This window comes from Microbacterium sp. RG1, assembly GCF_005347485.1.
Lineage (GTDB): Bacteria > Actinomycetota > Actinomycetes > Actinomycetales > Microbacteriaceae > Microbacterium > Microbacterium binotii_A.
On the sequence record NZ_CP034121.1, the window covers coordinates 437,500 to 453,058 of the forward strand.

Below are 15,559 nucleotides of genomic sequence, written 5' to 3' on the forward strand. Positions count from 1 at the left end.
GTACGTATGGCCAACACTGTCTACGATCCGCCCGCACTCGCTCAGGGGACGCTGCGCGTCACACCCCTGGGAGGGCTGGGCGAGGTCGGTCGCAACATGACGATCTTCGAGTACGACGGGAAGATCCTCGTCGTCGACTGCGGTGTGCTCTTCCCCGAGGAGCACCAGCCGGGGGTGGACCTGATCCTCCCCGACTTCGCGCCCCTGCGCGACCGGCTCGACGACATCGTGGGAATCGTGCTGACGCACGGCCACGAGGACCACATCGGCGCCGTGCCGTACCTGTTGAAGCTCAAGAACGACATCCCCCTCATCGGATCGGGGCTGACGCTCGCCCTCGTGGAGGCCAAGCTCAAGGAGCACCGGGTCAAGTCGTACACGCTGACGGTGGCGGAGGGCCAGCGCGAGCAGGTCGGACCCTTCGATCTCGAGTTCGTCGCGGTGAACCACTCCATCCCCGACGCCCTCGCCGTCGCCATCCGCACCCCCGCCGGCATGGCACTGGCCACGGGTGACTTCAAGATGGACCAGCTGCCGCTCGACGGCCGTCTCACCGACCTCCGCGCCTTCGCCCGCCTGGGCGAGGAGGGGATCGACCTCTTCCTCGTCGACTCCACCAACGCCGACGTCCCCGGGTTCACCCCCCTCGAGCGCTCCATCGGCCCCGTGCTCGACCAGGTCATCGGTCGCGCCCCGCGACGGGTGATCGTGGCGAGCTTCTCGAGCCACGTGCACCGCGTGCAGCAGGTCATCGACGCGGCGGCCGCCCATGGACGCCGGGTCGCCTTCCTCGGCCGCAGCATGGTGCGCAACATGACGATCGCGCAGGACCTCGGCTACCTCAAGGTTCCGGACGGCGTCCTCATCGACTACAAGAAGGCGCGGGATCTGCCCGACGACCGCATCGTCTACATGTCGACCGGTTCGCAGGGCGAGCCGATGGCGGTGCTCTCGCGCATGGCCAATCTCGATCACGAGATCGAGCCCGGCCCCGGCGACACCGTGATCCTCGCCTCCAGTCAGATCCCCGGCAACGAGAACGCGATCTACCGCGTGATCGACGGGCTGACCAAGCTCGGCGCCAACGTGGTCCACAAGGGCAATGCGAAGGTGCACGTCTCCGGTCACGCCGCCGCGGGCGAGCTGCTGTACTGCTACAACATCCTGCAGCCGCGCAACGTGCTGCCCGTGCACGGCGAGTACCGTCACCTGATGGCCAACGCGAAGCTCGCGCAGGACACCGGCATCCCGGCCGAACGGACGATCCTCGCCGAGAACGGCACCGTCATCGACCTCAAGGACGGCGAAGCCCGCGTCGTCGGACAGCGCGACATCGGGTTCGTCTACGTCGACGGCTCCACCGTGGGCGAGATCACGGATGCGGATCTCAAGGACCGCCGCATCCTCGGAGAAGAGGGCTTCATCTCCGTGATCGTCGTGGTCGACGCCTCCACGGGCCGCATCATCACCGGACCGGAGATCCACGCGCGCGGTTTCGCCGAGGACGACTCGGTGTTCGAGGACGTCAAGCCGAAGATCGCCGCGGCGCTCGCGGAGGCGGCCGGATCGGGCGTGCGGGACACCCACGCGCTGTCGCAGGTCGTCCGCCGCACGATCGGCCGCTGGGTGAACCAGCGTCTGCGTCGGCGACCGATGATCGTGCCGCTGGTGATCGAGGCCTGACCGCTTCGTCGCTATGATCCGGGCATGCCCGCGAGCTTCCGGATCCGTCCCGCCGAACAGGCGGACGGCGTGTTCCTCGCGGACATGGTGGTCGAGGCCGCGAACTGGCGGCCCGGTGCGGCACGTCCGCGGCATGAGATCCTCGCGATCCCGGAGCATGCTCGCTACATCTCCGGGTGGAAACGGCCGGGCGACACGGGCTTCGTCGCCGTGAGCCCGGAGGGTGACGCGATCGGCGCGGCGTGGTATCGGATGCTGCCGCGCACGGATCCGGGTTTCGGCTACATCGCCACGGGAGTTCCGGAACTGGTGATCGGGGTGCGCCCCCTGTGGCGCGCCCACGGGGTGGGGCGCACCCTGCTGCAGCAGTTGGTGGCGGCGGCGCGGGCCGAGGGCTACGCGCGACTCAGCCTCAGTGTGGAACGCGATAACTTCGCCGCGACCCTCTACCGATCCGAGGGCTTCGCCGTCACGTCTCCCGCCCAGGGGCGCGACACCATGGTGCGTCGCCTGCGCTGAGGCGCTTCGCCGCGTGGCTACCGGCCGCTGTCGCGGGTCGGATCTACCGTGGGATCATGGCACGCAGTACCGCCTCGACGCGTCGCGCCCCCGCGAAGGGCGGTTCGTCGCGCGCGCGGAAACCCGAACCCGCCCCCAAGCGCTATGTGGGTGAGGACGATCGACCCTCGGTCGTCGTCCGCGCATGGATGGGGCTCGCGCACCTCACGGGCGGTCTGTTCCGCACGTTCGGGCCCGAGACGCTCGAGAAGGACCAGCGGCGCGACGGATTCCCGTTCCTGCTCGTCCTCCTCGCCGTCGCGGGCGCCGTGATCGAGTGGTTCTTTATCGGCACCGAGGTCTCCGCGGCCATCAGCGCCTACTCCATCGGTGGGTTGGTCGGCCGGGTCTCCTTCATCCTCCCCGTCTTCCTCGTCCTGCTGGCCGGCTGGTTGTTCCGGCATCCCGCCTCGGTGCACGACAACGGTCGCATCGGGATCGGCTTTGCGCTCTTCATCCTGACCATCGCGGGTTTCTGCCACGTTCTGGGGGGTCGTCCGCAGCCGTCGGCCGGTCTTCCCGCGCTCAGCACCGCCGGTGGACTGTTCGGCTGGATGGCGGGGGAGCCGCTCGCGCTTCTGCTCACGCCGGTCGGTGCGGGCATCGTGCTGACTCTGCTGGCCGTGCTCAGCGTGCTCATCCTCACCCGCACGCCCCCGAACCGCATCGGTCGCCGCCTCGGCGACCTGTACGCGTGGATGTTCGGAGCCGAGCGCGTCGAGCCGGCGGACAGTGCCGAGCGCTCGAAGGACGCAGCGGGCTCCCTTTCGGGCGACGACGATGCGACGGAGGCGATGCCGTGGTGGCGTCGCAACAAGACCGGACGGGAGCAGGATCCCGATGAAGGTGCCGGCTCGCAGGATCTGACCGAGCTGCTGTTCACCGACACCCCGGTCGCCGGTGGTTTCGACAACGCCCTCGAGCCCGCGCGCCCTGCGCCGCCCCTGCCTCCGGCGCCGGACGCCCTCACCGAGGTCATCGATCCCTCTGTCATCGCCGCGGCCGAGCGTGCGGTCGCGGACAGCCGTGCCGCCGCGGGCCTCCAGGACGACGGAGACTCCGGCCCGCAGCCCACCCTCGACGGCATCGAGGGCTTCGGCGGTAGTGGCGATCGCGTTCCGCCGGCCGCCTCCTACTCTCTGCCTTCCGTCGCGGCCCTCGCTGCAGGATCGGCACCGAAGACGCGCTCCGAGGCCAACGACGCGGTCGTGCGCGCCATCATGGGCGTGTTCGAGCAGTTCAAGGTCGACGCGAAGGTCACGGGATTCTCGCGCGGGCCGACCGTCACGCAGTACGAGGTCGAGGTCGGACCGGGAGTGAAGGTCGAGCGCATCACCGCCCTGACCAACAACATCGCTTACGCCGTCGCTTCCAACGAGGTGCGCATCCTCGCCCCGATCCCCGGCAAGAGCGCCATCGGTGTCGAGATCCCCAACACCGACCGCGAGATCGTGACGCTGGGCGACGTCCTGCGTTCGCAGAACGCGCTGCAGTCCACGCATCCCATGACGATCGGTGTGGGCAAGGACGTGGGCGGGGGCTTCGTCGTCGCCAACCTCGCGAAGATGCCCCACCTCCTGGTGGCCGGCTCCACGGGGTCTGGAAAGTCCAGCTTCGTCAACTCGATGATCACGAGCCTGCTCATGCGCTCGAAGCCGTCCGAGGTACGGATGGTGCTCATCGACCCGAAGCGCGTGGAGCTCACCTCCTACGCCGGCGTGCCGCACCTCATCACGCCGATCATCACGAACCCCAAGAAGGCCGCCGAGGCGCTGCAGTGGGTCGTGAAGGAAATGGACATGCGCTACGACGACCTCGCGTCGTTCGGCTTCCGCCACATCGACGACTTCAACAAGGCGGTCGTGGCGGGTCAGATCCAACTGCCCGCCGGCAGCGAGCGCGTGCTGAAGCCGTATCCCTATCTCCTCGTCGTCGTCGACGAGCTCGCCGACCTCATGATGGTGGCCCCGCGCGACGTCGAGGACTCGATCGTGCGCATCACCCAGCTGGCGCGTGCGAGCGGCATCCACCTGGTGCTGGCGACCCAGCGCCCGAGCGTCGACGTCGTCACGGGACTCATCAAGGCCAACGTGCCGTCGCGCCTCGCCTTCGCCGTCACGAGCGTCACCGATTCCCGCGTCATCCTCGACCAGCCCGGCGCCGACCGGCTCATCGGTCAGGGAGACGGCCTCTTCCTGCCGATGGGTGCGTCCAAGGCCATCCGCGTGCAGGGAGCATGGGTCAGCGAGCCCGAGATCGAGAAGGTCGTGCAGCATGTCACCGGCCAAGCCCGCCCCGAGTACCGGGCGGATGTGGCGGCGGTCACCGAGAAGAAGGAGATCGACGCCGACATCGGCGACGACCTCGAGCTGTTGCTCGCGGCGGCGGAACTCGTCGTCGGCACCCAGTTCGGATCGACCTCGATGCTGCAGCGCAAGCTGCGCGTCGGCTTCGCCAAGGCGGGACGCCTCATGGACCTCATGGAATCGCGCGAGATCGTGGGCCCGTCCGAGGGGTCCAAGGCTCGTGACGTGCTTGTGACGCCGGAGCAGCTGCCCGGTGTCCTCGCCCGCCTCCGCGGCGAGGACCCGCCCGCAGGTGGCGCCGTCGACGACCGCTACGGACCGGATGCGGTGGACGCACAGTTCGACGGACTCGAGGTGGTCGACGGCGACGAAGGCTCCGAGGACGCCTGGAGCCTCACCGGGCGCGACTGAACGCTCCCCGCTCGCTAGGCTCGCATCGTGGCGGTTCCCCGACAGCTTCCCAACGCGATCACGATCGTGCGCATCCTGTGTGCGCCGGTCTTCCTCTGGCTGCTGCTCGCCGACGCAGGCGAGGGCGGTGCGATGCGATGGGCGGCGACCGTGCTGTTCATCGTGGCGATCGCCACGGACGGCATCGACGGCTACCTCGCCCGGCGCTACGAGATCGTCACCGATCTCGGCAAGCTCCTGGATCCGATCGCGGACAAGGCGCTCACCGGGTGCGCCTTCGTCGGCCTCTCGATCCTCGGTGAGCTGCCCTGGTGGGTGACCATCGTGGTGCTGGTTCGCGAGGTCGGCATCACCGTGTACCGGTTCGCCGTCGTCAGCGACCATGTGCTCGCCGCGGCTTGGATGGGAAAGCTCAAGACGGTCGCCCAGGCCGTTGCGCTCTCGCTGGCGCTTGCGCCGTTGGCCCCGCTGGTCGGGGAGTGGATCCACGTCGTGAGCACCGTCACGATGTGGATCGCCGTCATCCTCACGATCGCCAGCGGCATCGACTACGTCATCAGCGAGGTGAGAGGGCGCCGTGCGCGCCGTTCGGGGGGCGCCCATGTCGAATGAGCGTTTCATGGACGACAGCACGCTCGACGAGCAGACCTCGATCGTCGGTGGGCGTCGAACGGACGCTGAGCACATCGTCCAGCGTCTCGGTGAGCTGGGTTGGACCATCGGCATCGCCGAATCGCTGACGGGCGGTGAGGTGTGCAGCCAGCTGGTCGCGGTCGCCGGCGCGTCGAAGGTGGTGCGCGGCGGCATCGTCGCCTACGCCACCGCGCTCAAGCAGAGCCTGCTCGGCGTCGATCCGCTCGTGCTCGAGCTCGGCGGCCCGGTGCAGGCGAAGGTGGCACGCCAGATGGCCGAGGGGGTGCGGGAGGCGGTCGCGGTGGACGGCGCCGGTGCGGATGTCGGAGTCGCGACGACCGGGATCGCCGGGCCCACGTCGTCGGATGGGCAGCCGGTCGGGACCGTGTTCGTGGCGGTGTCGACACCGCTGGGCACGAGGGTCGAGTTGCTGCAGCTCGACGGTGACCGGGAGCAGATCCGCCGACGCACCGCGCGACGCGCGCTGCGGATGGTGCTCGAGGCGCTCTGAGGGAACAGATCGGGTTACCACTGGGTTACGTTGTGTGATTCTCATCCGTCACCCAGCGGCGCGGGATTAGATTGGCCGCACGCACTGTTGTAGCGTTATGCACCCGGTGCACGACGGATTCGGTAAAAGGAGGGCTCGAAATGATCCTGGTACGTCATGAGATCGGCGAAGTCCTTCGTGAGCTCCGTCAGCAGAAGGGTCGCACACTTCGTCAGGTCGCCAGTCGCGCGAGTGTCGCGCTGGGGTATCTGAGCGAGGTCGAGCGTGGGCAGAAGGAAGCCTCGAGCGAGATCCTCGGCGCCGTCGCCGAGGCGCTGGATGTTCCCATCTCCACGATCATGCGAGAGGTCTCGGACCGACTCTCGGTGCTGGAGGGCATCAACTCCTTCCCGGACGTCGTTCCCGACGAGCTGGTCGCGATGGCCTCGCCCGAACTCTCGCTGCGCTGAATGCGCCGTAGCGAATTCGACCGCGCCGTTCGAGACGAGTTCGGCTCACGCGGGGCCTATCTGGTCGATGATCTGGTGCTTGCGGGTGCCGGCGACCGCACGGCCGCCCAGGCGTTGGCGGCGGGTGAGTCGACGCGCGACGTCTGGCTCGCGCTGTGCGCGGAGATGGACGTCCCGCCGAACCGCCGATACGGAGTGGGGCGGCTCGAACCGCGTCGATGACGACGGCGTGTCGTCGAAGATCTGTTCGATTCGCGCGTAGTGTTCTGCACAGACGGCGTCCGAGGGATGTCTGTCCACGGATGCGGAGAATCCCGACGCGATGTCGGAGGCCCTGCCTACCGTGGGAGATGTCGCAACGACACGTACGCCTTGCCACCGAAGCCGGACCCTGTGCCGGGTGGAGCGGCAGCCTACAGGCGACCGACATCGAGCAGAAGGAACCCTCATGCCCTCACCCGCAGACCGCGAGAAAGCCCTCGAATCGGCACTCGCTCTGATCGACCGGCAGTTCGGAAAGGGCTCGGTCATGCGACTGGGCAGCGAAGACCGCGCCCCGGTCGAGATCATCCCGACCGGTTCCATCGCGCTGGATGTGGCACTCGGCGTCGGTGGCCTGCCGCGCGGACGCATCATCGAGATCTACGGTCCGGAATCCTCCGGTAAGACCACGTTGACCCTCCATGCGATCGCCAACGCGCAACGCGCGGGCGGAATCGCCGCCTTCATCGACGCCGAGCACGCGCTCGACCCCGACTACGCCAAGAAGCTCGGTGTCGACATCGACCAGCTCCTGGTTTCGCAGCCCGACACGGGCGAGCAGGCGCTCGAGATCGCCGACATGCTGGTGCGCTCCGGCGCGATCGACCTCGTCGTCATCGACTCGGTCGCCGCCCTCGTGCCCAAGGCGGAGATCGAGGGCGAGATGGGCGACAGTCATGTCGGTCTGCAGGCGCGCCTCATGTCCCAGGCGCTGCGCAAGCTGACGGGTGGTCTGAACCAGACGAAGACCACCGCCATCTTCATCAACCAGCTCCGCGAGAAGATCGGTGTGTTCTTCGGTTCACCCGAGACGACGGCGGGTGGAAAGGCGCTCAAGTTCTATGCGTCTGTCCGCCTCGACATCCGTCGTATCGAGACGTTGAAGGACGGCACGGAGGCGGTGGGCAACCGCACCCGCGTCAAGGTCGTGAAGAACAAGATGGCGCCGCCTTTCAAGCAAGCCGAGTTCGACATCCTCTTCGGCACCGGCATCTCCCGCGAGGGAAGCCTCATCGACTTCGGCGTGGACCAGGGCATCGTGAAGAAGTCCGGTTCCTGGTTCACCTACGACGGCGAGCAGCTGGGGCAGGGCAAGGAGAACGCCCGCAACTTCCTGCGCAACAACGCCGACGTGGCCGCGGAGATCGAGCAGAAGATCAAGACCAAGCTCGGTATCGGCCCCGTCGTCGAGGCGCCGGTCGAAGACGAGCTGGCTCAGCGACGCCCGGCATGACCCACGAGGACGACCGGGGCGAGGCAGACGGCCTCGCCCCGGTGATCCCGCTCTTCGGGGCGCGCTCGGCTGCTCCCGCGGAATCGGTGCAGCGGGGGAGCGGCCCGTTCTTCGCCCCCAGACCGGACCACGCGCGCGACACGTCTCCGTTCGATACCTCGCACGAGGCCGTCACCGATTCCGAGGTGGACGATACGGCGCTCGTGCAGGCGGCGTCCGATGCGCTGTTGCGCAAGCTCCGGTCGCGCTCGCTCTCCGAGCGCGAAGCGCGCACCTTCCTCGCTCAGCGCGATCTGTCGAGCGACGCCGTCGAGGAGATCGTGGCGGACTTCCTCCGTCTCTCGTATCTCGACGACGCGGCGTTGGCTGAGCAGCTGGTGCACGTCGGCGTCTCCCGGAAGGGTGAAGGTCGCATCGCGATCGCGCAGGCGATGGCCCGCCGCGGCGTTCCGCGCGATGTCGCCGATGCCGCGCTCGAGGCGGTAGGCGACGACGACGCCGAGCGCGCCCTCGAGTTCGCACGGCGCAAAGCGACCTCTGTCGGCGGTCGCGACGACGACGCGGCACTGCGCCGACTCGTCGGTCAGCTCGCTCGCCGCGGATACCCCTCGTCCGTCGCGATGAGCGCGGCGCGGCAGGCGCTGACGGAGGTGCGGCGCCCCGCAACCCGCGGCCCGCGCTTCGACTGACGGCTCGCTCAGGCGGTCGGTGCCGCGCGCCACCGATCGTCCTGCGGTGACAGCCCGCGCGTGACGAAACGGCCGAGCTCGCGACGCGTAGGCGCACCCACCTTCCTCCGCGCCTGAAAGATGTGGGACTCGACCGTTCGCACCGACAGGAACAACCGGCTCGCGATGTCCCGATTGCTCATCCCCTCATCGATCAGATGGGCGATCTCGCGCTCACGTCGGGTCAGAACGGTGAGGGTCCTCCTCGTGCTCGATGTGACGGGGGCCGTGGTCGCCCCGGACCCCGGTGTCGTGCCGGCCAGGACGACCGTGCGTCGCAGGAGGTCGAGCGCGTCCGTCGCGGCACCCTCGTCCGCGCTGAGCGCGAGCAGGACGAGACTGTCGACGATGGCGGCATCCGACCCCGCCGCCGCAACGGCGATCTCGCGTCGCATCCGATCGGGGTCGATTCCCAGCACGATCGCGCGATAGAGGTCTCTCACACGCACGGGCGGAGCGTCGAGCCGAGTGGAGAGGTCGAGCGCACGTCGCGCCGCGTCACGTGCGAGATCGGTCTGCCCCGCCGCGAGGGAGACCACACTCTCGGTCGCCGCGACGGACTGCTCGAGAACCGGAGAGGCCGTGCCCCACACCGCGCCTATCCGAGAGAGGATCTCTTCCGCGACGTCGACGCGACCGTGCAACGCCAGGAGATGCGCGATGCACAGCTTCAGGAAGGGAACCAGAGGATCCTGCGGAGCCGGGTGGAGCCGACGCCGCGCCATCCGCAGCTCCGTCACTGCCGCGTCGACGTCGGCATCGAGCGCCAGAGCCAGCGAGGTCGCGAGCCCCGTGAGCGCGGCGAGCCGCCGACATCCGGTGCGCACGGCCAGTCGTCTCAGGTCGGCGATATGCGGGTCCAGGGGTGTCGGGTCCTCGCCCACGATCTGCGCGGCCATGAGAGCGCCGCAGAGAAGCGAGGCGCGGGCGATGCCGTCGACCGGTCCGTCGTGATCCGTGTCCAGGACCAGTCGGACGCGTTCCAGCTCGCGCCGCGTCGCGGCGCCGTCGCCGCTCATGGCGGTGGTCAGGACGAGAGTCATCAGGGCGCGGACACGGACCCCGACCTCTTCCGGAGCACCGATGATGACCGCCTCGGCTGAGCGGGCCCCATCCTCCCACCGCATCTCGGCGGTCGCTCGTTGCGCCTCCAGGAGTCGGCGCTCCAAGTGCTCCGCGGCGGAGCTCTCTGCGCCGGGGACCGTGTCCGCGAGAGCTCGCCGGAGTTCCTCCGCCGCCGTGTGTCGGCTGCGGGCCGCAAGTCGAGTCCGGAGCATCGCCGCGCGGACACGAGCGGGTCCCGAGACGATGCCGACCGAACGCGGCGCGTTCACCGCGTCGGCGAGCATCGTCCGCGCATAGAAGCGCTCGACCCGCAGGCGTTCCGAGTCGCCGCCCTCCAGCCCCAGTGCGGCGTACGCCGCGGCGATTCCGTAGTCCTCGTGATCGTTGGCGCTGCGCGCCGCGCCGACGAGCACCTCTTCCCTGGTCTCGGATGCGAGTGCGGCTGCCGCGTGCGGATGAAGGAACAGCTGCGACGCGACGGCATTGGCGAGTGCTTCGTCCACCGGCTCCCCCGCACGCGGGAGCAGATCCGCGACGCTGCGGTCGGCCAGAGCGATCGCATACTCCCCGCCCAGTCGACGCGCTGCTGCGCGGGCGAGAGGCGTCACGGCGTGCAGACGACGCACGGCCGATCCGTCCTCGGCGAGGAACCCGCTGGCGAGCAGGCCGTCGAGCGACGATCGTCCGACACAGCGTACGGCGTCGCCGTAGGGGAGGCCCGGCGCGCGATCGATGAGGACGAGCGTGCGCATCGCCACGACGTCCAGCTCGCGTATGTGCGCGTCGGTCGCCGCGGAGAGTCCACCCTGTGCGGGGGCCGATCGGATCGCCTCCAGCGGGTCCGCTTCGGATTCGACGGCGGCCACGGCCGTCCGGGTCAGTTCGCGCAGGAGGGTGCGGGAGCCGTTTCCCTGCCAGACGATCGCCTCCGTCGTGATGCGATCCAGCAGCCCACGGGACAGACGGTCCACGATGATGCGCGCCCGTCGCTCGGAGACGGGCTTGAGCTCGATCCGCTGCGCGAAGCCGCGCAGCCAGAGATCGAGGATGGTCGTCGTCGCCACACCTGCACCCGCCGCGTCGGCGACGCGCGGGACCGAGAGCGCGAACAGCACGACCGCCCGCCGTGCGTAGACGGCGCGGGACAGGGCCGTCACCGATGCCTCGTCGAGATCCTGCGCATCATCGACCAGCACGACGGTGCCTGCGGGCGTTGCGCCGCGGCGGACGAGTTCGGCCCGTTCGTCGTTGGCCGCGTCGAGTGCCTCGAAGGGAACATCGTCGGGGAGTGGAGCGGGGTGAAGCAGCAGCGGTTGGCATCCTCGCTCGGTGAGGCGTTCCTCCAGTCGACGCGTCAGCACGGTCTTTCCCGTGCCGAGCGGGCCGGCGACGACGACGCTGACGCCGGCCTCGATCGACTCCGCGGCCTCGTCCAGCTCCCGCCGCTCCCCGCATTCCGGTCTAGATGCGGCCTCATCCGCTGTCTCGTCTCGCACGGCTCTCCCCCCAGGACACCGGATAAGGCGGGCGCCGGGGGTGCATCCACGCCGACGCTCGCCACCCACGATACCGAGGCCGGCGCGCTCGGCAACGGAGGTGCCGCTGAGGCCACTACGCAATTCTCGTGCCGGTACTACGCAGAGCAGACGGTGGGGCGGCAGTCGAGGCCGCTCCGATACCGCCGGACTGCGCAGCCCGGTACCGACATCCACCCGCTCCGGGCGACAGCCCCGCAGGACACGTCCTAGCGTCCGGAGTGGATCTGCGGGTCTCCCGGATGCGACGACGCTTCCGGCGCACACACGAAGAGGTTGGGGTCGAAATGCAGACGCAAGACAAGCGCAGCCACACGCGGCGCAAGGTGTTCGCGATCACGGCGGGAGCGGCAGCCCTCGGGCTCGGCGTCACCGCGACCGTCGCGGCGTGGACGGACACCGAGTGGGTGTTCGGCGGCGATGGTGCGGGCGGTCCGGGGGTCGGGACATCGACCTTCTCCGTCCAGCAGAACACCGTCGCGCCGTTCGGAGCCGGCACCTGGACCGATGAGGCGGACAACCCGGGCGGTGAGATCGTCTTCGAGAACACCGGTATCGACGCGACGGCGCTCACGCCCGGAGACAGCGTGTATGCGCAGGTGGCGTTGCGCACGTCCACGACATCCGTCGCCGGCGACGTCGACCTGCAGCCGGCCGTTCCGGCCGCAGGCATCGCCGCAGACGATCCCGCCGGCCTCCTGTTCGCCGCGCTGGACGTTCGCGTCGTGACCGACGACGCCGCCTTCGCCTGCGATGCCTCGGCCTTCAGCGGCGCCCCCGGCGCACCCGTTCTCATCGCCGACGGTCCGCTCGCCACCACCGGCGGCTCTGCCACGCAGGCTCTGGCGGCGGCCGCGGGCTCTGTCCAGTACTACTGCTTCGAGGTCACCCTGCCCGATCCGGTTCCGCTGGCCGGTGGCACGACGATCGACGACTACATGGGGCTGTCGATCGCGCCCGCCTGGGAGTTCCAGGCCGAGTCCTGAGCGAGCAAGGCGCGATCTTCATGACAACCGCAACCCGTCGCTCACGCGCGACGCTCATCGCCTCCGCCGGCGACGACGGGGCCGGGTCGGAGCCTGCGGGCTCCGACCCGGAGCGGCCGCGCCGCTTCCGTGATGCCCTGCTCGCCGCTCTCGGCGTCCTCGGCGCTCTCACGCTGCTCTGGCTCGCGGTGTCCTCGATCCTGTCGCTGTCGGTCATCGTCTTCGTCACGGGGTCGATGAGTCCCACGATGCCTACGGGGGCTGCGGCGGTGGTGCAGCGCGTCGCCGCCGCAGAGCTGACGGTCGGCGACGTCGTGACGGTACTGAAGGAGGACGGCGTGACGCCGGTCACCCACCGCATCGTCGAGATCGACGACGTCGAGGGACGGCCGTCCGCGCGGGAGCTCACTCTCCGCGGAGACGCGAACTCGTTCGTGGACTCCGCGCGCTACATCGTCGAGGAGGCGCCGCGCGTCCTCGTCTCCACCCCGAATGCGGGATGGGTCATCATTTGGGCGAAATCGCCTCTCGTCAGCATCGCCCTGGCGGTCGGTCTCGCCGCGGCGATCGCGTGGGCGCTGTGGCCCTCCGCATCCCGTCATCCGCGCGGGGACCCGGATGCGGCCGTCGTTCGAGACTGAGGAGTTGTCCGTGTCACAGGTCTTCCCGCCCGCGTGGCGACGGTCGGTCGGCGTGCTCGTCGCCGTTCTGTCCGCTGCGCTCATAGTCGCCGGCGGGGTGCTGCTGGCCGCGAGGGCCAACGCCGCGCTGATCGATGTTCCGCCCACGGGCGCTCCCGGACGTCTCGTCCTCTCGAGCGAGCCCTATCCCGCAGAGTTCCTCGACATCAGCCCCGGGCACGCAGCGTTCTGGCAGGTGGGAGCACGTCTCGAGGATGCGTCGCGCGCGACCCTCGCTCTGGAGCTGCGCAAGGAGGGTGAGCTGGTGCAGCATCCGCGCGGCCTGACGATGGCGGTCGCCGTCTGCGACGTGCCGTGGAGTTCGCTCGACACGGGGCCCGTCTGCGCGGCCGGCGAACGAGAGGTCGCCGTCGCCACGCCCGCCGACGACTTCACCGCTTCCTCTCCTGTCTTCGAGCTGCGCCCGCTCACACCCACCTCTCCGGAGTACCTGCTCGTCACGTTGTCGGTCGACGACGATGCGGCAGCGCGCGCGGACACGACTCTCATGGGTCTCACGGGGCGCATGGGCGTCGGTCTGACCGCCGTGGCGGTGGACCGGCCCGCTGACGCTCCCGGCACAGGAGGTCTGGCCGCCACCGGGGCGGATGCGGGAATGCTGCTGGCGGTCGCCGCCATCGCAGCAGGGCTCCTGGGCTTCGGCGCGGCACTGCGGCTGCGCCGTCAGGAGGTGGGGGCATGAACACGCGGAGACTGGTGCCGTTGTCGATCGCTGCGTCGGCCGCTCTTCTGATCTCGTCGAGCATCACCGCGACGTCGGCGTCGTGGACGGACGCCGAGTGGGTCCACGCGGACGACGTCGGCACGTCGTCGCTGATCTGCGGTCAGGACACCGGGTTCGAATCGACCTCCTACGGACGCTTCCTGTCGGGGAGCCTTCTCGGAACGAGCCTCGATCCGGTGGCCGATCTCGAGCAGATGACACTGGCACTCGACGAGGACGGGGCGGATATCTCGCCCGCGGACGCGGTCGATCTCGGCTCCGTGCCGCCCTCGAGCTACGTCTACGCCAATCCCTTCGACCTGTCGCTGCTGAGCATCGTCGGTGTGAATCTGACGGGATTCTCCGTTCCGCTCCCCGGGGCCGCGCTGGGTGCGGCGAACCAGTACTCCCGCGTCGACACCTTCGGTTCGGCCGCAGGGGCGTCCGGTCTGATCAACAACTCCGGCGCCGTCCAGGTGTCGGGCACGACGCCTCCCGCGGATCTGCCCTCGCCCGCGACAGTGCGCATCGGGCAGCTCCTCCCGTCGATCGCCGGCATCGCCGACGCCCAGCTGCAGGTGGGAGCGGTCGCTGCGAGCTCCGTCCTCGACGGATGCGCGGCGCTGCGCGAGCAGCTGTGGGGCATCACTCCGGCGGCGCCGGTGGCGACGCGTGTGTACGGCATCGCGGGACTGGGGCTGAGGCTGGACTCCCCGGCGGTCTCCGCGCTCGTGACGAACGTCAATTCCGGGGTCAGCTCGATACAGGCGGCGGTGGACTCGCTGACCGGTTCCTCCGGTGTGCTCTCGAATGCTCTCGGGGCAGGACTCGACCTGGCGCTTCCCGGTGTGCTCACGACCTCGGTCGGCGGAACGGTCACCGTCACGGGACTGAATCTCGCGAACTCCGTGAGCGGATTGCTCACGACGCCCCTCACCGACGGTGTCGTGACGGTCGATCTGCAGTCCGGCCGGATCGATGTCGACCTGGATGCGCTGCTGCCCTCGCTGAACAACGCGGCACCCAACACCGAGATCGTGCTGAACAACACGGTCCTCAACCCCATCGTGACCAGAGTTGGCGCTCTCCTGGACAACTGGAGCTCGCAGGTCGTCGGAGCCTTGACCGCCGCCGTGCGTGCCGCCACTCTGACCATCGATCTGGATGCGGTCGTCGCGGCACCGGGCGTCACCGTCCCCTCGGTTCCGCCTCTGCCTCCCGTGGTGCTGCCCGGCCTGAACGTGCTCAACGTGGGCATCGACTTCACAGGCACGATCGGAGCCGTGCTGGACGGCACGGCGGCCTTCACGGTGTCCGCCGCTGCGGCGGGCGTGACGGGGCCGATCAACACCCTTCTCGCCGCATTGGGGCTGCCGACGGTGTCCTCGCTCATCTCCACCGTGACGGCGCTCGGGCCGACATTGGTGACAGCGGCGGCCAATTCGATCACGACCACGGTGCTCGCCGCGATCACGACGCTGGGCACCACGCTCTCCACCGCGGTCAACGCCGTCCTCACCGCGGTGGGGAGCGTGGTCAACGCCCTGCCTTCCGTCCTTTCGATCATGGTCAACGTGCAACCCGACCAGGCGAACGCCCCTCCGGGGGTCGGCCACATCGCCGCGGGGCCCGATTCGACCGCGCAGTACCGCGTCTCGGCCCTGCGCCTCGGACTCGCGCCGTTCGCCACCCCAGCGAGCATCGCGACCGTCACTCTGGGCACGGCATCGGCGGGGCCGGTGGCCGCACCCTGAGCGCGGGGATGCGGGAGACGGCGCCACGTGTCCCGCATCCC

Annotated in this window: 14 protein-coding genes; 13 read left to right on the forward strand and 1 reads right to left on the reverse strand. The window is 69.4% G+C overall.

Features of this window, described 5'->3' with window-relative positions; translation table 11 throughout:
• Positions 1-6 precede the first annotated feature (6 nt).
• The 9 genes from EHF32_RS02010 (at position 7) to EHF32_RS02050 (ending at position 8,735) form a co-directional block, all read left to right on the forward strand.
• Complete coding sequence (locus EHF32_RS02010; protein ID WP_137419079.1) at positions 7-1,683, forward strand: ribonuclease J; 1,677 nt, start codon at positions 7-9, stop codon at positions 1,681-1,683.
• Between the two features lie 24 nt (positions 1,684-1,707).
• Entirely contained in the window at positions 1,708-2,202 is a 495-nt protein-coding gene (locus EHF32_RS02015; protein ID WP_137416571.1) for a GNAT family N-acetyltransferase, read from the forward strand.
• 56 nt (positions 2,203-2,258) lie between these two features.
• Complete coding sequence (locus tag EHF32_RS02020) at positions 2,259-4,958, forward strand: FtsK/SpoIIIE family DNA translocase (RefSeq protein WP_137416572.1); 2,700 nt, start codon at positions 2,259-2,261, stop codon at positions 4,956-4,958.
• A gap of 27 nt (positions 4,959-4,985) precedes the next feature.
• Positions 4,986-5,570 carry a CDP-diacylglycerol--glycerol-3-phosphate 3-phosphatidyltransferase gene (gene pgsA, locus EHF32_RS02025; protein ID WP_137416573.1) on the forward strand — a complete coding sequence of 195 codons (585 nt, stop codon included), beginning with the start codon at positions 4,986-4,988 and terminating at the stop codon, positions 5,568-5,570.
• 7 nt (positions 5,571-5,577) lie between these two features.
• On the forward strand, positions 5,578-6,102 hold the full coding sequence (locus EHF32_RS02030; RefSeq protein ID WP_238343767.1) for a CinA family protein: 525 nt from the start codon (positions 5,578-5,580) through the stop codon (positions 6,100-6,102).
• Between the two features lie 140 nt (positions 6,103-6,242).
• Positions 6,243-6,551 (forward strand): helix-turn-helix domain-containing protein, encoded by a 309-nt coding sequence (locus EHF32_RS02035; RefSeq protein ID WP_137416575.1) that lies wholly within the window; start codon positions 6,243-6,245, stop codon positions 6,549-6,551.
• Entirely contained in the window at positions 6,552-6,773 is a 222-nt protein-coding gene (locus EHF32_RS02040) for a DUF3046 domain-containing protein (RefSeq protein ID WP_137416576.1), read from the forward strand.
• Positions 6,774-6,999: 226 nt separating this feature from the next.
• Positions 7,000-8,046 carry a recombinase RecA gene (recA, locus tag EHF32_RS02045; RefSeq protein ID WP_137416577.1) on the forward strand — a complete coding sequence of 349 codons (1,047 nt, stop codon included), beginning with the start codon at positions 7,000-7,002 and terminating at the stop codon, positions 8,044-8,046.
• A complete protein-coding gene (locus tag EHF32_RS02050) occupies positions 8,043-8,735 on the forward strand; it encodes a regulatory protein RecX (protein WP_137416578.1) in 693 nt (230 codons plus the stop codon). Before recA ends, EHF32_RS02050 begins: the two co-directional genes overlap by 4 nt.
• Before the next feature lie 8 nt (positions 8,736-8,743).
• On the opposite strand, the gene EHF32_RS02055 is transcribed toward EHF32_RS02050, so the two are convergent.
• Positions 8,744-11,335, reverse strand: a complete 2,592-nt coding sequence (locus EHF32_RS02055; protein WP_137416579.1) for a helix-turn-helix transcriptional regulator — start codon at positions 11,333-11,335, stop codon at positions 8,744-8,746.
• 326 nt (positions 11,336-11,661) lie between these two features.
• On the opposite strand from EHF32_RS02055, the gene EHF32_RS02060 reads away from it, so the two are divergent.
• From EHF32_RS02060 to EHF32_RS02075, 4 genes are read left to right on the forward strand one after another with little or no spacing between them, the layout of a single operon-like run.
• The gene (locus EHF32_RS02060; RefSeq protein ID WP_238343768.1) at positions 11,662-12,360 is read left to right on the forward strand and encodes a SipW-dependent-type signal peptide-containing protein; all 699 of its coding nucleotides are present in this window, start codon (positions 11,662-11,664) and stop codon (positions 12,358-12,360) included.
• Positions 12,361-12,380: 20 nt separating this feature from the next.
• The gene (locus EHF32_RS02065; RefSeq protein WP_137416581.1) at positions 12,381-13,001 is read left to right on the forward strand and encodes a signal peptidase I; all 621 of its coding nucleotides are present in this window, start codon (positions 12,381-12,383) and stop codon (positions 12,999-13,001) included.
• A gap of 10 nt (positions 13,002-13,011) precedes the next feature.
• Positions 13,012-13,743, forward strand: a complete 732-nt coding sequence (locus EHF32_RS02070) for a hypothetical protein (RefSeq protein WP_137416582.1) — start codon at positions 13,012-13,014, stop codon at positions 13,741-13,743.
• Positions 13,740-15,518, forward strand: a complete 1,779-nt coding sequence (locus tag EHF32_RS02075) for a choice-of-anchor G family protein (RefSeq protein ID WP_137416583.1) — start codon at positions 13,740-13,742, stop codon at positions 15,516-15,518. The genes EHF32_RS02070 and EHF32_RS02075 overlap by 4 nt, the downstream gene beginning before the upstream one ends.
• Positions 15,519-15,559 lie beyond the last annotated feature (41 nt).